This is a genomic window from Kitasatospora sp. NPDC004614, from assembly GCF_042873675.1.
In the GTDB taxonomy this organism is placed as follows: domain Bacteria; phylum Actinomycetota; class Actinomycetes; order Streptomycetales; family Streptomycetaceae; genus Kitasatospora.
Genome location: NZ_JBIALR010000024.1, coordinates 77106 through 100194, shown reverse-complemented (window position 1 = coordinate 100194; position 23089 = coordinate 77106). Strand labels below are relative to the sequence as shown.

General features: G+C 70.1%; 23 protein-coding genes. 9 read left to right on the top strand and 14 right to left on the bottom strand.

The window, feature by feature from the left end; translation table 11 throughout:
- Positions 1-116: 116 nt before the first annotated feature.
- Positions 117-1763, top strand: a complete 1647-nt coding sequence (locus ACFYST_RS32850; protein ID WP_387867681.1) for a PucR family transcriptional regulator — start codon at positions 117-119, stop codon at positions 1761-1763.
- Between the two features lie 26 nt (positions 1764-1789).
- Here ACFYST_RS32850 and ACFYST_RS32845 read toward each other — a convergent pair whose 3' ends face one another.
- The 5 genes from ACFYST_RS32845 to ACFYST_RS32825 form a co-directional block, all read right to left on the bottom strand.
- Positions 1790-2407 (bottom strand): hypothetical protein, encoded by a 618-nt coding sequence (locus ACFYST_RS32845; RefSeq protein ID WP_387867678.1) that lies wholly within the window; start codon positions 2405-2407, stop codon positions 1790-1792.
- Positions 2404-3432 (bottom strand): WXG100 family type VII secretion target, encoded by a 1029-nt coding sequence (locus ACFYST_RS32840; RefSeq protein WP_387867677.1) that lies wholly within the window; start codon positions 3430-3432, stop codon positions 2404-2406. Before ACFYST_RS32840 ends, ACFYST_RS32845 begins: the two co-directional genes overlap by 4 nt.
- Positions 3429-3656 carry a hypothetical protein gene (locus tag ACFYST_RS32835; RefSeq protein ID WP_387649353.1) on the bottom strand — a complete coding sequence of 76 codons (228 nt, stop codon included), beginning with the start codon at positions 3654-3656 and terminating at the stop codon, positions 3429-3431. The genes ACFYST_RS32840 and ACFYST_RS32835 overlap by 4 nt, the downstream gene beginning before the upstream one ends.
- Before the next feature lie 209 nt (positions 3657-3865).
- A complete protein-coding gene (locus ACFYST_RS32830) occupies positions 3866-5224 on the bottom strand; it encodes an aspartate aminotransferase family protein (protein WP_387867674.1) in 1359 nt (452 codons plus the stop codon).
- 173 nt (positions 5225-5397) lie between these two features.
- On the bottom strand, positions 5398-6843 hold the full coding sequence (locus tag ACFYST_RS32825) for a gamma-aminobutyraldehyde dehydrogenase (RefSeq protein WP_387649349.1): 1446 nt from the start codon (positions 6841-6843) through the stop codon (positions 5398-5400).
- A 266-nt stretch (positions 6844-7109) separates the two neighbouring features.
- On the opposite strand from ACFYST_RS32825, the gene ACFYST_RS32820 reads away from it, so the two are divergent.
- The 4 genes from ACFYST_RS32820 (at position 7110) to ACFYST_RS32805 (ending at position 11045) form a co-directional block, all read left to right on the top strand.
- A complete protein-coding gene (locus ACFYST_RS32820) occupies positions 7110-7583 on the top strand; it encodes an Lrp/AsnC family transcriptional regulator (protein WP_014138339.1) in 474 nt (157 codons plus the stop codon).
- Positions 7580-8974, top strand: a complete 1395-nt coding sequence (locus tag ACFYST_RS32815; protein WP_387649345.1) for an aspartate aminotransferase family protein — start codon at positions 7580-7582, stop codon at positions 8972-8974. Before ACFYST_RS32820 ends, ACFYST_RS32815 begins: the two co-directional genes overlap by 4 nt.
- Before the next feature lie 214 nt (positions 8975-9188).
- Positions 9189-9896, top strand: a complete 708-nt coding sequence (locus ACFYST_RS32810) for an ABC transporter ATP-binding protein (protein ID WP_387649343.1) — start codon at positions 9189-9191, stop codon at positions 9894-9896.
- Between the two features lie 9 nt (positions 9897-9905).
- Complete coding sequence (locus ACFYST_RS32805; RefSeq protein ID WP_387867672.1) at positions 9906-11045, top strand: hypothetical protein; 1140 nt, start codon at positions 9906-9908, stop codon at positions 11043-11045.
- Between the two features lie 59 nt (positions 11046-11104).
- On the opposite strand, the gene rlmN is transcribed toward ACFYST_RS32805, so the two are convergent.
- The 3 genes from rlmN to ACFYST_RS32790 all read right to left on the bottom strand — a co-directional run bounded on the left by rlmN (position 11105) and on the right by ACFYST_RS32790 (position 13657).
- A complete protein-coding gene (rlmN, locus tag ACFYST_RS32800) occupies positions 11105-12205 on the bottom strand; it encodes a 23S rRNA (adenine(2503)-C(2))-methyltransferase RlmN (RefSeq protein WP_387867670.1) in 1101 nt (366 codons plus the stop codon).
- A gap of 133 nt (positions 12206-12338) precedes the next feature.
- Entirely contained in the window at positions 12339-12893 is a 555-nt protein-coding gene (locus ACFYST_RS32795) for a GNAT family N-acetyltransferase (protein ID WP_387867669.1), read from the bottom strand.
- Complete coding sequence (locus ACFYST_RS32790; protein WP_387867667.1) at positions 12890-13657, bottom strand: GntR family transcriptional regulator; 768 nt, start codon at positions 13655-13657, stop codon at positions 12890-12892. The genes ACFYST_RS32795 and ACFYST_RS32790 overlap by 4 nt, the downstream gene beginning before the upstream one ends.
- A gap of 223 nt (positions 13658-13880) precedes the next feature.
- Between ACFYST_RS32790 and ACFYST_RS32785 the strand changes: the two genes are divergently transcribed.
- The 4 genes from ACFYST_RS32785 (at position 13881) to ACFYST_RS32770 (ending at position 18047) form a co-directional block, all read left to right on the top strand.
- Entirely contained in the window at positions 13881-14333 is a 453-nt protein-coding gene (locus ACFYST_RS32785; protein ID WP_387867664.1) for a hypothetical protein, read from the top strand.
- A gap of 791 nt (positions 14334-15124) precedes the next feature.
- Positions 15125-15433 carry a helix-turn-helix domain-containing protein gene (locus ACFYST_RS32780; RefSeq protein ID WP_387867661.1) on the top strand — a complete coding sequence of 103 codons (309 nt, stop codon included), beginning with the start codon at positions 15125-15127 and terminating at the stop codon, positions 15431-15433.
- Between the two features lie 1112 nt (positions 15434-16545).
- Entirely contained in the window at positions 16546-16803 is a 258-nt protein-coding gene (locus tag ACFYST_RS32775) for a helix-turn-helix domain-containing protein (protein WP_387867660.1), read from the top strand.
- 2 nt (positions 16804-16805) lie between these two features.
- Positions 16806-18047: a tyrosine-type recombinase/integrase gene (locus ACFYST_RS32770; RefSeq protein WP_387867659.1), complete on the top strand. Its 1242-nt coding sequence runs from the start codon at positions 16806-16808 to the stop codon at positions 18045-18047.
- Positions 18048-18196: 149 nt separating this feature from the next.
- Here ACFYST_RS32770 and ACFYST_RS32765 read toward each other — a convergent pair whose 3' ends face one another.
- The 6 genes from ACFYST_RS32765 to rpsB form a co-directional block, all read right to left on the bottom strand.
- Positions 18197-18385: a hypothetical protein gene (locus ACFYST_RS32765; protein ID WP_387649337.1), complete on the bottom strand. Its 189-nt coding sequence runs from the start codon at positions 18383-18385 to the stop codon at positions 18197-18199.
- 99 nt (positions 18386-18484) lie between these two features.
- Positions 18485-19498 carry a phosphatidate cytidylyltransferase gene (locus ACFYST_RS32760; protein WP_387649388.1) on the bottom strand — a complete coding sequence of 338 codons (1014 nt, stop codon included), beginning with the start codon at positions 19496-19498 and terminating at the stop codon, positions 18485-18487.
- Positions 19495-20052: a ribosome recycling factor gene (gene frr, locus ACFYST_RS32755; RefSeq protein ID WP_014138333.1), complete on the bottom strand. Its 558-nt coding sequence runs from the start codon at positions 20050-20052 to the stop codon at positions 19495-19497. Before frr ends, ACFYST_RS32760 begins: the two co-directional genes overlap by 4 nt.
- Before the next feature lie 81 nt (positions 20053-20133).
- Positions 20134-20889, bottom strand: a complete 756-nt coding sequence (pyrH, locus tag ACFYST_RS32750) for a UMP kinase (RefSeq protein WP_387649334.1) — start codon at positions 20887-20889, stop codon at positions 20134-20136.
- A 287-nt stretch (positions 20890-21176) separates the two neighbouring features.
- Positions 21177-22016, bottom strand: coding sequence for a translation elongation factor Ts (gene tsf / locus ACFYST_RS32745; RefSeq protein WP_387649333.1), 840 nt, complete (start codon positions 22014-22016; stop codon positions 21177-21179).
- Between the two features lie 131 nt (positions 22017-22147).
- Entirely contained in the window at positions 22148-23008 is an 861-nt protein-coding gene (rpsB, locus tag ACFYST_RS32740; protein WP_387649330.1) for a 30S ribosomal protein S2, read from the bottom strand.
- Positions 23009-23089: the final 81 nt, after the last annotated feature.

Here is a 23089-nt window from a genome sequence, read left to right as displayed (position 1 = left end):
CTCAGCAACGGCCCTCCCGACCCTCCTTACACGCTGCAAGGCCCGCACCTGGGCGACAGGGCGTTGCTCACGAGCATGATTCACTTGACACCCTGAAACCCCTGGAGGTATCCGCGATGCTCCCCACCGTCGCCCGCGTGCTCGATCTCGACGTGATGCGGCGCGGCCTGCCCCAGGTGGTGGCCGGCGCCTCCGCGCTGGAGCGGCCGGTGCGCTGGGTGCACGTCAGCGAGCTGCCGGACCTGGCGGGGCTGCTGCACGGCGGTGAGCTGGTGCTGTCCACCGGCATCGCGCTCCCGGAGGACCGGGAGGGGCTGGCCCGGTACGTGCGGGAGCTGGCCGAGGTCGGGGTGGCCGGGCTGGTGATCGAGTTCGGCCGGCGCTACTTCGACTCGCTGCCACGCGCGCTGGTGGCGGCCGCCGAGCGTCACAACCTGCCGCTGGTGGTGCTGCGCCGCGAGCTGAAGTTCGTCGCGGTGACCGAGGCGGTGCACGCGCTGGTGGTGAACGCGCAGCTGGAGCAGCTGCGCGTGTCCGAGGCGGTGCACCAGGTGTTCAACGAGCTGGCCACCGAGGGCGCGGAGCCCTCCGAGGTGGTCCGGCAGGTCGGCCGGATGGCGGGCGCGCCGGTGGTGCTGGAGAACCTGGCCCACCAGGTGCTGGCGCACGACACGGCGGGCCGCGGCGAGCAGGAGCTGCTGGAGAACTGGGAGCACCGCTCGCGCGGCGTCCACCCGCCCGGCCGCACCGGCTACGACCCGCGCTCGGGCTGGCTGGTCACCACGGTCGGCGCGCGCGGCCAGGACTGGGGCCGACTGGTACTGGTCGACGAGCCCGCGCCGCTCCCCCAGGACATGCCGCACAAGCACGCGATGCTGCTGGAGCGCGGCGCGGCCACCCTCGCGCTGAACCGGCTGGTGGTCCGCGACCGCGAGTCGCTGGAGCGGCAGACCCACCGCACCCTGCTGTCGGGCATCCTCACCCACGCCCTCACCGTCTCCGAGGTGTCGCTGCGCGCCCAGGCGCTCGGCGTCCCGCTGGAGGGCCGCCGCCTGGTCGGCGTGGTGCTGAGGCAGCGTCAGGGTCCGCTCCCCGCCGCCCTGGAGGCGCAGGCCCGCCTGCGCGACTTCACCGAACTGGCCGCCACCGCGATCCGCTCCGCCCGGCTCTCCGCCCTGGTCGGCGCGCTGGACGACGAGGGCGTGGGCGTCCTGATCGCGCTCGGCTCGCAGCAGGACGAACACACCTCGCTGGAGGCCTTCGCCGCGGCGCTGCGCCGGCTGTCCGCCGAGGCCGGCCGGGACGGCGCGGCCGCCGAACCGGTCATAGCGGTCGGCTCCTCGGTGGGCTCGGTCCGCGACGCCCGCCGCGCCCTGCTGGAAGCCACCCAGGTCGCCGACGCCGCCCTGCACGACGCCCCCGGCAGCCGGGCCGCCTACTACCGTCTCCCCGACGTCCGCCTGCGCGGCCTCCTGCACCTGCTGCGCGACGACGAGCGCCTGCAGACCTACGTGGAACGCGAGCTCGGCCCCCTCCTCGCCTACGACGCCGAGCACGGCGGCCAGTTGGTGCAGATGCTGCGCATCTACCTGGAACAGGGCCGCAACAAGTCCGCCGCCGCGGACGCCGCCCACCTGTCCCGCCCGTCCTTCTACGACCGCCTCCACAAGGTCGAACGCATCCTCGGCGTCGACCTGGACCAGGTGGAGTCCTGCCTCTCCCTGCACGTCGCACTGCTGGCGCTGGACGCGGTGCGCCGCTGACACGATGTCAGCGACGCACCCTGGAATCAGCGCGGTCCGAGGGCGACCAGCCCGGCGAGTTCCTCCTCGTAGATCTCCAGCGCGGCCAGCGAGCCGTCCGCGAGGTGCAGGTCGGCGCGGTTGGAGAGCCAGGTGTGCCGGGGCTCGACCCGGACCAGGTGGGCGTAGGGCAGGTCGCCGAGGGCGTACATGGTGCGGCTGTTGACCGCGGTGGCGGCCAGTAGAATCCGCCGGTCGGTGAAGACCATCAGCACGTCGTCGTTGTCGAAGTCGCCATGGGCGGAACGCACCGCGATGACGAACTGTCCGGCTTGACTCTGCCAGCCGCGGGTAAGACCGCGGCCGCGGAAGAGCCGGCGGAAGGTGCGGATCAGGCCCCAGGTGCAGTCCTCGACCAGGTCGGAGAGGAACCCTCCGAAGTCGAGCACCACGGACAGGCAGCCGACCCCAGCCTCGGCGCCCCGCCCGAAGCGCTCCTTACGGTAGCGGCGCGGGGGGCGGCGGATCAGGTCGCAGAGGTCGGCGTCCACGATGCCGCGCACTTGCTCGCCGGGGGCGAGCAGATGGACGATCTCCGACAGGTGCTGTCCGCCGTACTGGACGGTGCCGTACGTCGGCGGGGTGTCGTACGGGAGATGGTTCATCCGAAAGCCTCCTCGATGCGGTTCTTCGGAACCCGGTAGGGCTGTGGCTTGCCGGGACCGTCGAGGGCGCCGGTGACCGTGTCGACGTTGCGGTCGTCGCGGAAGGTGTCCCCGAGCAGGCCGCCGTAGTCGCCCGCACCGATACCGGCGCCAATCACCGCCTTGGTGCCGCCCTTGATCGGGGAGAACACCTGCTTGACTCCGATCTGCACGCCCGCCTTCAACAGGCGCTCCTCCAGCGGCAGGTCATCGGCGTTCTTGATCACACCCCAGCCGGCCTTCAAGGGCTTCTTGCCCATCTTGCGGACCGCCTTGGCCGCCTCCGTCGCCTTCTGCAGGCCCTTACGGTTGCGGTCGATGGTGCGCAGGTCCTTGACAGCCTTCTGAAGCGTCCTCAACGCCTTGGCGAGGTCGACCGAGACCTTCTCAACCCGAGCGATGAAGATCGCGATCTCGGCCTCGGCGACCAAGGCCTCCACGATGGTGGCCAGGCCGACCGTGACGATGTCGATGACCACCATGACGGCCAGGCTGACGATCAGGGTCTCGATCGCCTCCCGGATGATGCCGATCACCAGGTTCTCGGCGAGCTGGCACTGGGCCGCGCCCTGCCCGATGATCTGTGCGACCTGCTCCATGTCGGCCGCGGTCGCGTCGATGCTCTCGACCACCTCGCCCATGTATCCGGCAAAGGATACGGAGGCGTCGCCGCGCCAGTCCTCGGCCAGCGGTGCGGCGCCGGCCCGCAGATCTGCGGCAATGGCGCGCATCTCCTTGGCCTGGGCCTGCCACTCCTGGGCGGCGGCGGTCAGTTCGGCCAGGTTGCCGGTGACCTTCTCCAGCATGCCCATGAGGCCGGTGGCGTCGAGCGCGGCCTTGACGATGTGGTCGAGACCGGCGTCCAGCCCCTCGCTGACCGGGTTGCTCAGGTCTGGCAATGGCGCGGTGATCACGTCGACCCGGTCCCGGGTCCACTTGTAGGCCTCGCCGACCTGGCCGAAGTCGTTGATCGCGAGCCTGCTCACGGCTGGCCCCCCAGTCCGACTGCGAGTTCCTCGTCGGTGTCCCGATAGTGCCCGGCCACCCCGTGCAGCGCCTCCCCAGCGCCGTCGAGCAGTTCCGTCAGGTCGGTGAAGTTCTGCCCCTCGGCCTGCGCGTGCTCCAGGTACGCCTGGTGCAGCGATCCGGAGCCGGGCAGCTTGCCGAAGTCCTCCGGGGCCAGCGGGAAGCCCGCGAGCCTGGAGCGCACCGCTTCGACCCGAGCAATCTGATCGTGGATCAGTTGCCCGTACCTCTCCAACTGTTCCGGATGAACCTGAAAGCCCTGTCCCCCCATGATTCCCCCAAGATCGTGCCAAGTTTAAGCCGATCATCGTACATATCTGCGCGTGGTGTGCTGACTTCAGCACGAAGGGGCCCCGGGCGGTCGCCCGGGGCCCCTTCGTTGCCAACATGTCGTCAGATCACGTGCGCGTCGGTGAGGGTGAGCACCTCGTCGAGGACGGCCAGGCCGGTCTTGGCGTCCTCCTCGCTGATGTTGCACGGCGGGACCACGTGGAAGCGGTTCATGTTGGTGAACGGCCACAGGCCGCGCTGCTTGCAGGCCGCGGCGAGCTGCGCCATCGGCGCGTTGTCGGCGCCGGCCGCGTTGTAGGGCACCAGCGGCTCGCGGGTCTCACGGTTCTTCACCAGGTCGAGCGCCCAGAACACGCCGAGGCCGCGGACCTCGCCGATCGAGGGGTGCCGCTCCGCCAGCTCGCGCAGGCCGGGGCCGAGCACGTTCTCGCCGATGTGCTTGGCGTTCTCCACGATGCCCTCCTCGGCCATCGTGTTGATGGTGGCGACCGCGGAGGCGCAGGCCAGCGGGTGGCCGGAGTAGGTGAGGCCGCCGGGGAACGCCTTCTGCGCGAAGGTCTCGGCGATCGCCCCGGAGATCGCCACGCCACCGAGCGGCAGGTAGCCGGAGTTGACGCCCTTGGCGAAGGTCAGCAGGTCGGGGGTGATGCCCCAGTGGTCGGCGGCGAACCACTCGCCGGTGCGGCCGAACCCGGCCATCACCTCGTCCAGGATGAACACGATCCCGTACTTGTCGCAGATCTCCCGCACGCCCGCCAGGTAGCCGGCCGGCGGCACCAGGATGCCCGCGGTGCCGACCACGGTCTCCAGGATGATCGCCGCGACGGTGCCCGGGCCCTCGAACGCGAGGGTCTGCTCCAGGTGCGCGAGCGCACGCTCGCACTCCTGCGCCTCGTTCTCGGCGTGGAAGTTCGAGCGGTAGGCGTACGGGCCCCAGAAGTGCACGATGCCGGAGACGCCGGCCTCGTTCGCCCAGCGGCGCGGGTCGCCGGTCAGGGCGATCGCGTTGGCGGTGGCGCCGTGGTACGAGCGGTAGGTGGAGAGCACCTTGTGCCGGCCGGTGTGCAGCCGGGCCATCCGGATCGCGTTCTCGTTCGCCTCGGCGCCGCCGTTGGTGAAGAAGATCTTGTCCAGGTCGCCGGGGGTGCGCTCGGCGATCAGCCGCGCGGCCTCGCTGCGCGACTCCTCGGCGAAGCCCGGGGCGATGGTGCACAGCTGGGCGGCCTTCGCCTGGATCGCGGCGACCACCTTCGGGTGCTGGTGACCAATGTTGGTGTTCACCAGCTGCGAGGAGAAGTCCAGGTAGCGGTTGCCGTCGTAGTCCCAGAAGTAGGAGCCCTCGGCACCGGCCACCGCGAGGGGGTCGATCAGTGCTTGGGCGGACCACGAGTGGAAGACGTGCGCACGATCGGCGGCCTTGACGGCCTGCCCGGCGACCGAGTCAGCGGTGGGAGTGCTCATGCGCCCAGCGTAGGGAGCCGGCTCCTCCCGGGGCAGCTGCATCGTGTCACGGAGCTCGTGTCGCACCCTGACAACGTGAAGGGGCGCGAGGAACTGCGCGCCCGACCATGCACTCACGTAGAGCGATGGTCGGTGGCCCAGTTCCTCGCGCCCCTCTTCCGTCCGCTACCGCGTCAGATCGCGGTCATGACGTGCTTGATCCGGGTGTAGTCCTCGAAGCCGTAGGACGACAGGTCCTTGCCGTAGCCGGACTTCTTGAAGCCACCGTGCGGCATCTCGGCGACCAGCGGGATGTGGGTGTTGATCCACACCGCGCCGAAGTCCAGGCGGCGGGACATCCGCATCGCGCGGGCGTGGTCCTTGGTCCACACCGAGGAGGCGAGCGCGAACTCGACGCCGTTGGCGTAGTTGACGGCCTGCTCCTCGTCGGTGAACTTCTGCACGGTGATGACCGGGCCGAAGACCTCGTTCTGGATGATCTCGTCGTCCTGCTTCAGGCCGGAGACCACGGTCGGAGCGTAGAAGTAGCCGACCTCGCCGACCCGGTGACCGCCGGCCTCGACCTTGGCGTGCTCGGGCAGGCGCTCGATGAAGCCGGTGACCTGCTTCAGCTGGTTGGCGTTGTTGAGCGGGCCGTAGAGCACGTCCTCGTCGTCCACGCCACCGGTCTTGATGTCCTTGGCGGCCTTGGCGAGCGCCTCGACGAACGCGTCGTGGATCGACTCGTGCACCAGCACGCGGGTGGCGGCGGTGCAGTCCTGGCCGGCGTTGAAGTAGCCGGCGACCGAGATGCCCTCGACGGCCTCGGCGATGTCGGCGTCGTCGAAGACCACCACGGGGGCCTTGCCGCCGAGCTCCAGGTGGACGCGCTTGACGTCCTTCGCGGCGGACTCGGCGACCTGCATGCCGGCCCGGACCGAGCCGGTGATGGAGGCCATCGCCGGGGTGTGGTGCTCGACCATCAGGCGGCCGGTCTCACGGTCGCCGCAGATCACGTTGAAGATGCCGGCCGGCAGCTCCATCTCCTTCAGCACGCCGCCGATGATCTCGGCCAGCAGCACGGTGGAGGCGGGGGTGGTGTCGGACGGCTTGAGAACCACGGCGTTGCCCGCGGCAATCGCCGGGGCGAACTTCCACACGGCCATCATCATCGGGTAGTTCCACGGCGCGACCTGCGCGCAGACGCCGACCGGCTCGCGGCGGATGATCGAGGTCATCCCGTCCATGTACTCGCCCGCGGCCTTGCCCTCCAGCAGGCGGGCGGCACCGGCGAAGAAGCGCAGCTGGTCGACCATCGGGCCGATCTCCTCGGAGAGGGTCAGCGCGCGCGGCTTGCCGGTGTTGCGGACCTCGGCGTCGACGATCTCGTCGGCCCGGGCCTCGACCGCGTCGGCGATCTTGAGCAGCAGCTTCTGCCGGGTGGACGGGGTGGAGTCCCGCCAGATCGGGAACGCGGCGGCCGCGGCCTCCATCGCGGCGTCCACGTCGGCGGCACCGGACAGCGGGGAGGTCGCGTACACCTCACCCGTGGTCGGGTCGACGATGTCGAGGGTGCGGCCGTCCGCCGCGTCGACGAACTCACCGTTGATGTAGTTGCGCAGCGTACGAAGCTCGCTCACGGGTCTCTCCTCGGTCTGGGCCTGCCTCGTTGCATCCCCGGGCGCCAGATTACTCCGGACCGGCGCAGACACAGCATGTAAGCGACAAGCCACGATCGGCGGTGTGCACGCTCGCGCGTGTACGTCGTCAGACTACCTCCGACACTGCCGGAATCGACAGGGACCCGCCCGGAGCGCCACGCATTTCGTTCTTGATCATCGGATCGACGACGAAATCAGCAGAACCACCGCTTGCGAATCCTTGCCATGTCGGGCACAGTGTCGGCGTGGCCAACCGTGACCGGAACGCCAGCGTTCCCCTCGACGCCGCCTCCAAGGCGATCATCGAGCAACTCCAGGAGGACGGGCGCCGTCCGTACGCCGCCATCGGCAAGGCTGTAGGCCTGTCCGAGGCGGCCGTTCGACAGCGCGTCCAGAAGCTGCTCGACCAGGGCGTGATGCAGATCGTCGCCGTGACCGATCCCCTCACCGTCGGCTTCACCCGCCAGGCGATGGTGGGCATCCGGGTCGAGGGCGACATCGAGCCGGTCGCGGACGCGCTGGCCGCGTTCGACGAGGTCGACTACGTGGTCTGCACCGCGGGCTCGTTCGACCTCCTCGCAGAGCTGGTGTGCGAGGACGACGAACACCTCCTCGAACTGATCAACAAGCGCATCCGCTCGCTTCCCGGCGTGCGGAGCACCGAGAGCTTCGTTTACCTGAAGCTCCGGAAACAGACCTACACCTGGGGCACCCGATGACAGCCGAGCCGGCGCAGAAGGACCTTTCCAAGACCGCCTACGACCACCTGTGGATGCACTTCACCCGCATGTCGTCGTACGAGAACTCCCCCGTGCCGACGATTGTCCGGGGCGAGGGCACCTACGTCTGGGACGACAAGGGGCGCAAGTACCTCGACGGGCTCGCCGGCCTGTTCGTCGTCCAGGCCGGCCACGGCCGCGAGGAGCTGGCCGAGGCCGCTGCCAAGCAGGCCAAGGAGCTCGCCTTCTTCCCGGTGTGGAGCTACGCCCACCCGAAGGCCGTCGAGCTGGCCGAGCGCCTGGCCAACTACGCCCCGGGCGACCTGAACAAGGTCTTCTTCTCCACCGGTGGCGGCGAGGCCGTCGAGACCGCGTGGAAGCTCGCCAAGCAGTACTTCAAGCTGACCGGCAAGCCGACCAAGTACAAGGTCATCTCCCGCGCGGTCGCCTACCACGGCACCCCGCAGGGCGCCCTGTCGATCACCGGCCTGCCGGGCCTGAAGGCCCCGTTCGAGCCGCTGGTTCCGGGCACCCACAAGGCCCCGAACACCAACATCTACCGCGCCCCGGCCTTCCTCGAGGGCCCCGACGGCACGGTCGACCCCGAGGCCTACGGCCGCTGGTGCGCCGACGAGATCGAGGTGGCCATCCTCAACGAGGGCGCCGAGACCGTCGCCGCCGTCTTCGTCGAGCCGGTGCAGAACGCCGGTGGCTGCTTCCCGCCGCCGCCCGGGTACTTCCAGCGCCTGCGCGAGATCTGCGACCGCCACGACGTGCTGCTGGTCTCGGACGAGGTCATCTGCGCCTTCGGCCGCCTGGGCACCATGTTCGGCGCCGAGAAGTTCAACTACATGCCCGACATGATCACCTGCGCCAAGGGCATGACCTCGGGTTACTCCCCGATCGGCGCCACGATCATCTCGGACCGCCTGGCCGAGCCGTTCTACAAGGGTGACAACACCTTCCTGCACGGCTACACCTTCGGTGGTCACCCGGTGTCCTCCGCGGTGGCGCTGGCCAACCTCGACATCTTCGAGCGTGAGGGCCTGAACCAGCACGTCCTCGACAACGAGTCGAAGTTCCTCGGCACCCTGAACAAGCTGCGCGACCTGCCGATCGTCGGCGACGTTCGCGGTAACGGCTACTTCTACGGCATCGAGCTCGTCAAGGACAAGGTCACCAAGGAGTCGTTCAACGACGAAGAGGTCGAGCGCGTTCTGTACGGCTTCCTGTCGAAGGCGCTGTTCGACAACGGCCTGTACTGCCGTGCCGATGACCGTGGCGACCCGGTCATCCAGCTGGCCCCGCCGCTGATCTCCGACCAGTCGACCTTCGACGAGATCGAGCAGATCCTGCGGACCAGCCTGACCGACGCGTGGGCGAAGATCTGATCACCTGAGCTTTCTTCCCCACCCTCCACCGAAGGGCGGCCCCGACTCCTCACGTCGGGACCGCCCTTCGGCGTATCCGGAAGCAAATCTGCGGGCAACACGCCGCTTTCGCGGCGATTCGCCCCCGTTCGGGCCAGTGCGGCGCACCCGCACCACCGTCCGATCGTTCTAATCTGACGACTGTCATATCCCCGTCGGCACCTGGATGGATCACATGTCAGCGGCCCCGCCCGACAACGACGTGCTCTGGGCCCGAGGGATCGTCAAGTCCCACTACGGCACCCCCGCACTGCGCGGCGTCTCCCTCCGCGTCCGCGAGGGCGAGATGCTCGCCGTCACCGGCCCGCGCGGCTCCGGCAAGTCCACCCTGCTCGGCTGCCTGTCCGCGCAACTCCCGGTCGACGAGGGCGAGGTCTGGTTCCACAGCTCCCCCGTGCACACCCTCGGCCGGGCCGGACGCGAACGGCTGCGCCGCGAACGCTTCGGCTACGTCGGCCCCGAACCGCACCTGGTACCGGAACTGACCGCCCGTGAGAACGTCGCCCTGCCCCTGCTGCTGGCCGGCGCCGGCCACCGGGCCGCCCACCGGGCCGCCACCGAATGGCTCGACCGCCTCGACGTCGCCGACTGCGCCAAGCTCCGGCCCGCCGACCTCCCGCAGGACCGCCGCCAACGGATCGCCGTCGCCCGCGCCCTCGCCCCCGAGCCGCCCGTGGTCTTCGCCGACGACCCCACCGCGCCGCTGCACCGCGACGCCCGCGAGCAGGTCCTCCGGATACTGACCAGCGCCGCCCGCTCCCACCACCTGACGCTGGTACTCGCCACCCACGACCCGGAACTCGCCCGCTACGCCGACCGCACCGTCCACCTGATCGACGGCCGGATCGCGACCGAACCCGCCGCCGTCCCCGCCGGGCGCTGAGAGGCCGACGTGTACTATCTCGGACTCGCCCGCGGCTACCGCGCCCCCGACCTGGTCCGCTGGCTGCTCACCGCCACCGCCGCCGCCGTGGTCGCCGCCTTCCTGCTGCGCGCCCTCGGCCGGGCCCTGGCCGAACCCGCCGGCGGCGCCGACCGGCTGCTGTGGTGCCTGCCCCCGCTGGCCGCCGTCGCCTGGTTCGCCGCCGTCGCCGCCCGCGCCGTCCCCGCCCAGCACCCCGAGCGGATCACCGGCCTCACCGCCGCCGGCGCCGGCCCCCGCCGGATCCGGCTGCTGATCGCCGGCGAGATCGCCCTCGCCTACGCCCTCGGCTCCGGGCTCACCCTGGTGCTCTTCCTGGTGCTGCGCAACGACATCGCCGGGCCCTCGCTCGCCTCCGACATCGGCATGGGCATCCCGCTGCCCACCGCCGCACCCGTCACCCTGCTCGCCGTCCCCGCGCTGGTCGCCGGAGTCTCCGCGGCCTGCGCCGTCCGGTTCCCCGACACCCTGCCCGGCCGCCCCGCCGAACCCGCCCCGGCTCGCTGGAGCGCCCGGCGGCTCGCCCTGCCGGGCCCGCTGCTGCTCGCCGGCATCGGCCTCGAACTGTACGGACTGCGGCCCGGCGCCACCGACGCCGAAAAGACCCTCGACCTGCCCGGCGGCCTGCCCGCCACCAGCCCCGCCCTGCTGGCCGGCTGGACGCTCGCCGCCCTCGCGCTCGCCCTGTGGACCGGCCCGCTGCTCGCCCTCGCCGGACGGCTGATGGTGATCCGCCGGCCCGCGCCGCTGCGCCTGCTGGCCGGCCGCGCGCTCACCGCCCAGGCACCCCGCCTCGGCACGCCGCTGGCCGTGCTCACCGCGATCGCGGCGCTGCTGCTGGTGGCCGGCCGCGAGTGGGCCCGCGCCGACGCCGACGTCCCCACCCTCACCCTGGTCGAGGGGCTGCTGATCCTGGCCTGCGCCGTCGCCGCGCTCGCCGCCCGGCTGCTGGAACTGCGCGCCGACCGCCGCACCACCCTCGCCACCCTGGACCGGCTCGGCACCCCGCCCGGCCTGCTCACCGGCACCCTCGCCCTTCGCGCCCTCGCCGCCGGCACCGTCCTGCTGGTGACCGGCGGACTGACGCTGGCGCTCTGCCCGCTGAGGTAGCACCCACGAACGCGGAACGCCCCGGTGGTTTCCACCGGGGCGTTCGTGCTGCTGCGGCCTCAGCCCGCCGCGGCCAGCTGACCGCAGGCGCCGTCGATCTCCTGGCCGCGGGTGTCGCGGACGGTGGTCGGCACGCCGTGCGCCTGCAGCCGACGGACGAACTCGCGCTCGTCCTCCGGGCGGGAGGCCGTCCACTTCGAACCCGGCGTCGGGTTGAGCGGGATCAGGTTCACGTGCACCCGCTGGTTCTTGATCAGCCGGCCGAGCAGGTCCGCCCGCCACGCCTGGTCGTTGATGTCCTTGATCAGCGCGTACTCGATCGACACCCGGCGACCGGACTTCTCCGCGTAGTTCCACGCGGCCTCCAGCACCTCGGCGACCTTCCACCGGGTGTTCACCGGGACCAGCTCGTCCCGCAGCTCGTCGTCGGGGGCGTGCAGCGACAGCGCGAGACGGCAGCTCAGGCCCTCGTCCGCGAACCGGTGCATGGCCGGGACCAGGCCGACCGTGGAGACCGTGATGCCGCGCTGGGAGAGCCCGAAGCCGTCCGGCGCCGGGTCGGTGAGGCGACGGATCGCCGACAGCACCCGGTTGTAGTTCGCCAGCGGCTCGCCCATGCCCATGAACACCACGTTGGACAGCCGGGCCTCGCCGCCGGGAACCGTCCCGGTCTTCAGGTCGCGCATGCCGGCGGCGATCTGCTCGACGATCTCGGCCGTCGACAGGTTCCGGGTCAGCCCGGCCTGGCCGGTCGCGCAGAACGGGCAGTTCATGCCGCAGCCGGCCTGCGAGCTGATGCACATCGTCACCCGGTCCGGGTACCGCATCAGCACCGACTCGACCAGCGTGCCGTCGAACAGCTTCCACAGCGTCTTGCGGGTCGCGTCGTCGTCGCACGACACGTGCCGCACCACCGACATCAGCTCGGGCAGCAGCGCTTCGGTCAGCTTGCCCCGGCTGGCCGCCGGAATGTCCGTCCAGCTCTCCGGGTCGTTCGACATCCGGCCGAAGTAGTGGTTCGACAGCTGCTTCGCGCGGAACGGCTGTTCGCCCAGCTCGGCGACGGCCTCCTTGCGCTCGGCAGGGCTGAGGTCGGCAAGGTGTCGCGGGGGCTTGGCGCCACGCGGCGCGACAAAGGTCAGTTCTCCGGGCTTAGGCATGGTCCGTCCAGTGTCGCAGACCGCGAGTGCTGGCCCTTGCCCCACCAGGGGGAGCGAACTCAACACCCGCCGTCATCTGTCATCGTTGGTCACCTCCGGACGGCCCACAGGCGGCCCGGAGCGGGCCGTGTCCTCAGGCCACGACCTGGGCGGTTCGGTCCACGAACCCGTGCTCGGCCGGAGCTGCGGCCCGCTGGGCCAGCCAACCCGAGACGCGAGGGCCGCCGTTCACGGCCCCGCCTTCCCGCACCGTCCGGACGTAGGTGAACCCGTGGTCCAGGTAGTAGCGCTGGAGACGGTCGTTCGTCGTCCACGCGTCCAGCCTGAGCCACAAGGCACCCTCGCTGGCCGCGCGCGTGCCCGCCCAGTTGAGCAGGCGTCCGCCGAGATCACGACCCGCGTACGACCGGGCCACGGTCAGCTTGTTGATGAAGCGGGTCGGCTCGCTGAGTTCAGCCTCAGTCCAGAGCCCGGGCTCCTCCTCCGGCGTCACCGTGATCGTCCCGGCCGTGTCGGCCCCGTCTCGCAGCATGAAGACCGTGCCAGCCTCGATCGTGGCCAGCAGCTTGTCTGCCGGGTAGTCCCGACTCCACTGGTCACTCCCCCGGGCCGAAAGCCAGTTGGCTGCCTCTCGGCGGAAGGCCAGCAGGTGGTCAAGGTCGGCGGGGGTAGCAGTCTCGATGATCACTCGGCACCGCCCCGCGCGACCAGGTTCCCGATCTCGTAGTTCATGTGGTTCAGGTCGCCGCGGAACGTCGTGACCGTGCAGCGGATCGGCTTCGTCTCCGAGTAGCCGGTTCGCCGCCAGACGAGCACCGGCACGCCGGCACCGGTCTGGAGCAGACGGGCCTCCTCGGGGGTTGGCATCCGGGTCGAGATGTCGTCGAAGTAGCCGACCTGCTCAACTCCGACGCCCGCCAGGTAGCGGGTCGTCCCCTCCGCGATGTCTCCCGGCTCCGCCAGGCGCGGAGCCATTTCGACCAGCCACGCCGGGTAGGTCGTGGCCTGCGTCGACCACGGCACGTCGTCAACGTACCGGTGGCAGAAGCGCAGGACCGTCGTCGCGCCCTCCGTGATGCCGAGCTGCTCGGCCACCTCGGCGGTCGCTGGCTGCATCTCCACCCGGAACTCCTGGTGCGGCCGGCGGCCGGACAGCGTCACGTCCGTGTTGTAGGCGTCCCCGTTCTGCGGGAACGTCAGGTTCTCGAAGCGAGAGGCGTTCAGGTTGAAGACCTCATGGGACCTGACCTCGTAACCCAGCCCCTGGCTGGGCGCGATCAGGCCCTCGGACACGAGAACCTTCAGGCCCGAGCGGACCGTGTTCCGTGAGGCCTTGAAGCGGTCGCAGAGATCCCGCTCAGAGGGCAGGCGGTCAGCGGGGGCGAGCACGCCAGAGCTGATCTCGCCCCGGAGAACGTCGGCGATGCGGTGGTACAGCGGCTGAGAGCTCATGCGTCCATCATGACGCATCCAGTCAACTGGTTCCTACATGTTGGACCAATGGGCTTGACGGTGGCGGTCCGTAGCGGCAGCATCTTCCTCAGCAGCTTGTACCTACCAGTTGAGCCAGTAGCTCAACAGGAGAAGCTGCGCCCTGGCCTGCCAAAACGTGTGGAGCGGTGCCCTAACCGCCAAGTGAGTACACCGCTCCACGTCCCTTGAAGGGAGTTCCATCATGCACGGAACGCTTGCCACTCAGCCACTGACCGCCGGTCCGGTCCGCCCCTTCGTTGACGTCTTCGGCGACTCGGACGAGACCGAGGCCACCCCGCGCGTGGCCGTCCAGGTCACCATCAACCTGACGTTCGCCGAGATCCTCGGGCGGCTGCTGTTCGCGCCCAGCGCCGCCCTGCTGGGTGAGGACCTGGACTGCCCGGACACCGAGGAGCGCGTCAGGGTCCACCTGTGGTTCGCACTGACCGACACCGGCGTGGCCGAGGCCGACCAGTTCGCCAAGATGGCCATGGAGATCTACACCGGCCACCGAGCCTCGAACCTGCGGCCCCTCGCGCTGCGGCTCGGCCCGATCATCACCCACATGTTCGGCGTCACCGCCCCGCAGCCGCCGATCGCGGCGTCCGCCCCGGCGCTGTCCCCGGTGCGCGGTGTGAAGACGATGGCGGCGTGAGCTGACCCGCTCACGAGCGCTCACCGGCCGCTCACCGAAGCAGAGCTGAAGCGCCCGGGGCTGTCGCCGAAGCACTCGCCGCCGGACCTGAAACGGGGCCGGGCGTCGCCGAAGCGCAGGCCCTCGGGCGGGGTGCTCACGGTCTGCTCAAGGGTACGTTCCCGAAGCCCGGGAAGCGCTTCCCGCAGCCGGGGCCGCTGCGCCTGAAGCGGGCCGGTGCGGACCCGAAACGGTCACCCCTCCCGGCGGTGCTCACGGCCCGCTCACGGGACCGTTCCCGAAGCCCGGGAACGCTTCCCCGATCGCGGCTGAAAGGCCGGTAGCGCTCTACGGAAACGCCTCGTGCGTGTCCGTACCTGATCCAGGAGCGAGCGCCGGCAGGGCCGTCGAGCGGGCGCTTCGGGAACGCTTCCGGGCCGGTTCCCCGCCCCTTAAGAGCGCTTCTCCGGCCGCCCCGCCCGCCCCTGCTCTGACACCCCTGACACCTCCTGACGCCTGACACCCCCTGACACCCAAACCCCTAGGCAAACGGGGTGTCAGACGGCCGCTGACACCGTCTGACACCCGACTCTGACGCCACGCCTGACAGTCCCGCCAAGGGCCGGAGAAGCGCTCTTGAGCGGGCAGCACCGGCCGGATGAGCGCCCGTGAGCACCCGGGGCGGGCCGGTCGTTTCGACCCCGCACAGCCGCCCTTCGGGCACACCGGCCAAAGCTTCGAACGCGCCCGCCACGCCACACCGTGAGCACCCGCCGACCACCACCCCACCACTGCCCGACCCAGGAGCCCGCATGCACACCCCCGCCACCCCGGCCACCGACCAGACCTCGACCCCTCCGGCGGACCTGATGGACTGCCTCACGGTGCCCCAGGTCGCCTTCGCCCTGCGGCTGTCGCAGGAGACCGTCTGGCGCATGGCACGCAGCGGCAATCTGGCCGCCTACCGGGTCGGCAACGGCCGGGGCCAGGTCCGCATCTCCCGCGACGCGTTCCGCGCCTACCTGGCCGCCAACCGGCTGCCCGCCGGCCTGTCTGCCGTCGCCGCCGTCGCCCCGTCCAGCAGCCGGGAACGCGCGCCCTGGACCAAGCCCCGCAAGTGACCGGCCCGCCCGCAGGACTGCCCGCGCTCGAACAGCAAGAAGAGCACCGGCGCCCGGGTGCTCCTCTTGCTGTTCGGCGAAGCCGCCCGAAGGTCGTGCCGCGAAGCGGCTCCTCCTTTCGCCCTGAGGGGCACCGGACCCACTACAGAAAGCCCCTCCTTTTTTCCTAAGTAGGAAGACGCTGCGTCATGTTCGTCATGCGGACGGAAAAACGGCCTCTGACCTGCGCGGAAGGGCATGACGCAGACGGATTTCCCTGCGTCATCGTGCGTACACCTGCGTCATGCCATGACGCAGGCCATGACGGACGCATGACGCACGCCCCGACCGCTGCGTCATGCAAAGCCGCAGGTCACGGGCCACGCATGACGAACATGACGTGATGACGCAGAAATCCCCACCTCGGACACCACCAGGGCCCGGGCACCCGGCTGCGTCATGCGACCGCGCGGCCCGCCCGCGCTCCGCGACCTCGCGGCCGCACTACAAGAACTGCCCCTCCTTTTTCCTAAGTAGGAAGACGCTGCGTCACCTGCGACACCGGAGCCGAAAAACGACCCCTGACCTGCGACGGAAGGGGTGACGCAGACGGATTTTCCTGCGTCACCGTTCGTACACCTGCGTCACCCCGCGACACAGCCCGCGTCACCCGGTGACGCAGGCACCGAAACCCGCAGGCCGCTGCGTCACCCGAAAACCGCAGGTCAAGGGCCAAGAGTGACGCAGGTGTCGCAGTGACGCAGAAATCCCCACCTAGGACAGCACCGCCCCACTCCCACCCCGGCCTGACACCGCTGGCACCCCGGCAACATCCAGAAACTGAACGCCCCGACGCCCGGCCCGATCCTCACCGCGCCCCGGCCGGGCCCCGGAAGCGTCGCTAGGTCTAGCGTCCACCCTCGCTAGACCTAGCAAGCCCGCTAGCGACCCATATAGCCCCTGATCAGCGACCTAGCGTCTAGCGGACCCACCGTCGAACCCCCGAATACCGCTCCACACGCCCTTTCGACACCCAGCCGCCCACGCGGCAGAGCAGCTGCCCCGTAGGGCGTGGCGACCTAACCGCCAAGTGAGTTCGCCACCCCGCCCCTTGAAGCCAGGAGACCAGTTCCATGACCAGCCGTCAGCGGCTCAGCGCCGTCCGACCGCTCAGCCCGCCTCAGCCCCCGGCGCTGCCCGCCCTGCCGCAGCGCTACCTGACCCCGGAAGACCTGGCAGCCCTGTTCGGCGTCCCGTTGGAGACCGTCTACCAGTGGCGGCGCAAGGGCACCGGCCCCGGACCACTCGGATTCCGCATCGGCCGGCACCTCCGGTTCGACCCCAACGCGGTCGCCCAGTGGGTGGCCAACCAGACCGGAGAGGCGGCCTGACCATGGCAGGACACGTACAGGACCGCTGGTACAAGACCGAGACCGGGCCCGACGGCAAGCCCCGCCGCGTCAAGACCGAGCGATACGGCACAGGCCTGCGCTACCGGGCCCGCTACGTCGGCCCCGACGGAGACGAGAAGTCCAAAAGCTTCCCCGACCGCCAAAGGCGCAGGGCGGAGAACTGGCTGGCCGAGATCGAGGCCGACATGTCGCGCGGCCAGTACATCGATCCGAAGGCCGCCCGGACGACGTTCCAGCAGTTCGCGGAGCGGTGGCTCAAGGCCCAGACCACGGACCCCGCCAGCCAGGTTCTGGTGGAGACCCGGCTCCGGCTGCACGCGTTCCCCAGGATCGGCCGCCGGCCGCTCGACTCGTTCCGGCCGTCCCACATCCAGGAGCTGGTGAAGGAGCTGGAGCAGAGCCCGATCTCCGGCGGGTACGCCCGGAACATCTACTCGGACGTTCGGGCGGTCCTGTCGGCCGCCGTGGACGACGGCCTCCTGAACAGGAACCCGTGCGGCGCCGCGTCGGTCCGCCCCCCGTCCGTCGAGGCGCGCCGGATCGTGCCCTGGCTTCCGGAGCAGGTGTTCGCGGTGCGCGGTGCCCTGCCGAAGCGGTACCGGGCGATGGCCGACCTGGGGGCCGGGTGCGGGCTTCGACAGGGCGAGATCATCGGCCTGGCGGAGGATGACGCGCTCGACTTCGAGACGGGGACGGTGCGGGTCCTTCGACAGGTAAAGCTCATCAGGGGCAAGGCGGTGTTCGCCCCACCGAAGTGCAACAAGGAGCGCGACGTCCCGTTCCCCGACTCGGTGGCCGACGCCGTCCAGGCCCACATGGACTCGTGCAAGCCCGTCCCGGTCACGCTGCCGTGGAAGACCCCGGACGGACCGCCGGTGACCTTCCGCCTGTTGTTCAGCAACACCGCCGGCGGTCTGGTCTGGAAGAGCAACTTCAACATCCAGGACTGGAAGCCCGCTCTTGCCGCCGCAGGGCTCATCCCGACGCCGGGCCCGGGCGAGTCGTACGCGTCGGCCCGCGAGCACGGCATGCACGCGCTGCGGCACTTCTACGCCTCGGTCCTGCTGGACTCCGGGGAGAGCATCCGGGCCGTCAGCGACTACCTGGGGCACGCCGACCCCGCCCTGACGCTGCGGGTGTACGCCCACCTCATGCCGAACAGCCAGGACCGGGCACGGAAGGCCGTCGATCGGCTCTTCGGGCGGGGTGAGCCGACCACCTGACGGCCCCAGCACGGCCCAGCGCAGACGAAAGGGCCCTCTCTCAGCGGTGAATCCGCTGGTAGAGGGCCCTTTTTGCGTTCGCCCTGTGATGTTCTCCGGGCTTAGGCATGGTTCATCCAGTGTCGCAGACCGCGGCCCCTGCCCCGTCGCTACCTCTTCGCCGCCCGGTACCGCTTGAGCAGCGCCGTCAGCGTCGGATGGTCGACTCCCGCGTTCAGGCCCGCCACCAGCTCGTCCGGGCACAGCTCGTACAGGTCTCCCCACCACCGCCGCGACCGGTTGTCCCAGATCCGGTACCCGCCCGGGACGCCGCGTGCCACGTACCGCCGTCTGCTCATCGCACCCCCTCCGCCACAGCGGACGGTAGCGGGCCGACGGCCTGCGCTCAACTGAAAAACGGCCCCCGGAAACCGGAGGCCGTAGCGGTCGCGCGCGCGTCAGTTGCCGACGAAGACCGTGAGCAGCAGCCAGACCACCGGGGCGGTCGGGAGCAGCGAGTCCAGGCGGTCCATGATGCCGCCGTGGCCGGGGAGCAGGGTGCCCATGTCCTTGATGCCGAGGTCGCGCTTGATCATGGACTCGGCGAGGTCGCCGAGGGTCGCGGTGACGGCCGCGCAGCCGCCCAGGATCAGGCCCTGCCACCAGGCGCCGCCGTCGATCAGGAAGTGCATCAGCAGCGCGCCGGCGATCATCGACAGGCCGATGCCGCCCGCCAGGCCCTCGCGGGTCTTGCCGGGGCTGATGGTCGGGGCGAGCTTGGTCCGCCCGAACTTGTAGCCGACGGCGTACGCGCCGGTGTCCGAACAGATCGTGACGACCAGGAACAGCAGGATCCGCCAGGCGCCGTCGTCGGCGGACAGCATCAGCGCGACGAAGGTCGCCAGGAAGGGCACGTAGAACGCGGTGAACACGCCTGCCGTTATGTCGCGCAGGTAGTTCTCCGGCGGCGTGGACATCCGGGCGACCATCATCGCCAGGCCGGTGAGCGCCAGGATCGCGGCGGCCCACTGGCCGCCCTCGAAGTAGCCGGTCACCACCATGCCGACGCCGCCGACCAGCAGCGGGATCTGCGGGACGTGGATGTCCTTGCGTTCGGCGAGCCGGCTGGTGAGCTCCCAGATGCCGACGGCGACGGCGGCGGCCACCACCACCATGAAGACCGCCTTGACCACGAACAGCGAGGCCGCGATCACCGCCCCGAGGCCGACTCCCACACCTATCGCGGCGGGCAGGTTGCGGCCGCCGCGCGGCTTGCGGGGCTGCTGGTCGGTTTGGGCCACGGAGGTCTCCTGGGCGGGGGGCATGAACTGAGTCTGTGCCGCGCCGCCCCCTGTGCCATACCGGAGGCCGCCGCGAGTGACCCGTTTGGTGCCGGCCCGGGTCGAGCCGCGCCCCGGGCCGGGCGGACAGAGCCGCCGGACCGGGGCGTACGCGCGGGGGTCTGGGGTCAGACCTCCAGCAGCTCGGCTTCCTTGTGCTTGAGCAGCTCGTCGATCTGCGCCACGAACTTGGCGGTCAGGTCGTCGAGCTCCTTCTCGCCGCGGCGGCCGTCGTCCTCGCCGATCTCCTTGTCCTTGACCAGCTTGTCGATCGCGTCCTTCGCCTTGCGGCGGATGGAACGGACCGAGACCTTGGCGTCCTCGCCCTTGCCGCGGGCCTGCTTGATGTACTCGCGGCGGCGCTCCTCGGTGAGCTGCGGGAGCACCACCCGGATGACGGAGCCGTCGTTCGACGGGTTGACGCCCAGGTCCGAGTCGCGGATCGCGGTCTCGATGGCCTTCAGCGCGGTCTTGTCGAACGGGGTGACCATGGCCATCCGCGGCTCCGGGACGGAGAACGAGGCCAGCTGGTTGATCGGCGTCAGGGCGCCGTAGTACTCCGCGACGATCTTGGCGAACATCGCCGGGTGTGCACGGCCGGTACGGATGGCGGCAAGGTCGTCCTTGGCGACCCCGACGGCCTTCTCCATCTTTTCCTCGGCCTCGAGGAGGGTCTCGTCAATCACTGTGTGCTCCCTGTCCGGTTCATCTGCTGTTGTTCCGTACCGGTGCCCCGGACGGCTGTTGCTACTCAGTGCCCCCGGCGACTAGGCCTGGGCGGAGTCCTCGCTGATGAGTGTGCCGATCTTCTCACCCTTGACCGCACGGGCGATATTGCCTTCGGCGAGCAGCTCGAAGACCAGGATCGGCAGGCGGTTGTCCTTGCACAGGGTGATCGCGGTCAGGTCGGCGACCTTGAGGTCGCGGGAGATCACCTCGGTGTAGTCCAGCGCGTCGAACCGGACCGCGGCGGGGTTGGTACGCGGGTCGGAGTCGTAGACCCCGTCGACGCCGTTCTTGCCCATCAGCAGGACGTCGGCGTGGATCTCCAGGGCGCGCTGCACGGCGGTGGTGTCGGTGGAGAAGTAGGGCATGCCCATGCCCGCGCCGAAGATCACCACGCGGCCCTTCTCCAGGTGCCGGATGGCGCGCAGCGGCAGGTACGGCTCGGCGACCTGGCCCATCGTGATGGCGGTCTGCACGCGGGTCTCCATGCCCTCCTTGATCAGGAAGTCCTGGAGCGCGAGGCAGTTCATCACGGTGCCCAGCATGCCCATGTAGTCGGAACGGGCCCGGTCCATGCCGCGCTGCTGGAGTTCGGCGCCGCGGAAGAAGTTGCCGCCGCCGATCACGATGGCGACCTCCGTTCCCGCGCGCACCACCGTGGCGATCTCACGGGCGATGGCGTGCACCACGTCCGGGTCGACGCCGAGGCCGCCTCCGCCGGCGAACGCCTCGCCGGACAGCTTGAGCAGTACCCGGCGGCGGGTGCCGTCCGGTGCGGTCTCCTGCGTCTCCTGCATGGACTTTCCCTTCTCCGCCTGCTGGTCAGCAGATCTGCAAGTGCTACTCACGACGCCGGGCGTGCGGGCCCGGTGCCGTGTATACGCGAGGAGGCCACTGCCGCGGGAACCGGTACGGTCTCCTGCACGGCAATGGCCTCCTCGTCGTTCATGGTGCCGACGCCGCCCCCACGGGGTGCTGGAGGGCGCGGTCGGCGCGTTCCTCCGTCCTTACGGACGGGCGTGTCCTCCTACCTTATGTCCGGCCCGGGGCCGGTCCTGGCGGGGAGGAACTGCGCGGAACGGTCTCAGGCGCCGACGCGGAAGCGAACGAAGCGCTTGAGGGTGACGCCGGCCTCTTCGAGGACCTTGGCGACGGACTTCTTGTTGTCCTTGGCGAACGCCTGCTCCAGGACGGCGTTCTCCTTGACGAAGCCGGTCACGCGGCCTTCGACGATCTTCGGCAGGGCAGCCTCGGGCTTGCCCTCCTCGCGCGCGGTGGCCTCGGCGACGCGGCGCTCGTTCTCGAGCTCCTCGGCCGGGATCTCCTCGCGGGAGAGGTACTTCGGCGCGAACGCGGCGATGTGCTGCGCGACGTCCTTGGCGGTCTCGGCGTTCTCCTGGTCGAGCTCGACGAGGACACCGATGGTCGGCGGCAGGTCCGGGTCCGACTTGTGCATGTAGACACCGACGAAGCCGTCGTTGTCGAACTGCGCGAAGCGACGGAAGACGATCTTCTCGCCCAGGGTCGCGTTGGCCTCGTCCACGAACTGCTGGACGGTCTGGCCCGGGTTGATCTCGGAAGCCAGCGCGGCCTCCAGGTCGGCCGGGGAGGTGGCGGCAACGTGCGCGGCGATCGCGTCGGCGACCTCGACGAACTTGCCACCCTTGGCGACGAAGTCGGTCTCGCAGTTCAGCTCGACCAGAACGCCGGACTTCTTGTCCTCGGCGATCAGCGCGGCGACGGCGCCGTTGGAGGCGTCACGGCCCTCGCGCTTCGCAACGCCCTTCTGGCCCTTGATGCGCAGGAGCTCGACGGCCTTCTGAACGTCGCCCTCGGCCTCGTCCAGAGCCTTCTTGCAGTCCATCATGCCGGCGCCGGTGAGCTCACGGAGCTTCTTGACGTCCGCGGCGGTGAAGTTCGCCATCGTGTGATCTCTTCTCACGTCTCGCGTGTCTGCGTGGGAAAGTGCCGGGGCCCGGGGTGCGGTACCCCGGCACGGGAGAGAGGGGCACCCACCGGCTCAGCCCGGCCGGTGCCCCTCACCCTGGTGGTACGTCAGGCCTGCTCGGCCTCGGCGGCCGGAGCCTCAGCCTCGGCCGGGGCCTCGGCAGCAGCCTCGGCGGCGGGGGCCTCGGCGGCCTTCTCGCCCTCGAGGATCTCCTTCTCCCAGGCGGCCAGCGGCTGGTCGGCGCCCGGCTCGGCCTTCGCGTCGCCCTTGGCGACACCGGCGCGGGACTTCAGGCCCTCGGCGACGGCGTCGGCGATCACGCGGGTCAGCAGGGTGACGGAGCGGATCGCGTCGTCGTTGCCCGGGATCTTGTAGTCGACCTCGTCCGGGTCACAGTTGGTGTCGAGGATGGCGACGACCGGGATGTTGAGCTTCCGGGCCTCGCCGACCGCGATGTGCTCCTTCTTGGTGTCCACGATCCAGACAGCGCTGGGAACGCGCTGCATGTCGCGGATACCGCCGAGGGTCTTCTCCAGCTTGTCGTACTCGCGCTGGAGGACCAGGAGCTCCTTCTTGGTGAGGCCAGAGCCGGCCACATCCGTGAAGTCGATCTCGCCGAGCTCCTTGAGGCGCTGCAGACGCTTGTAGACGGTCGAGAAGTTGGTCAGCATGCCACCCAGCCAGCGCTGGTTGACGTACGGCATGCCCACGCGGGTCGCCTGCTCGGCGATGGCCTCCTGGGCCTGCTTCTTGGTGCCGACGAAGAGGACGCTGCCGCCGTGGGCAACGGTCTCCTTGACGAACTCGAAGGCGCGGTCGATGTAGTTCAGCGACTGCAGGAGGTCGATGATGTAGATGCCGTTGCGCTCCGTGAAGATGAAGCGCTTCATCTTCGGGTTCCAACGACGGGTCTGGTGACCGAAGTGGACGCCGCTCTCCAGCAGCTCCCGCATCGTGACGACGGCCATGTGCCGTACTCCTCTGTGTTTCCCGGCGCGCCGCGAGGCAGGTGCACTCTGCGGGGTGCCGGGGCTCTCGGTTTGTCCGTG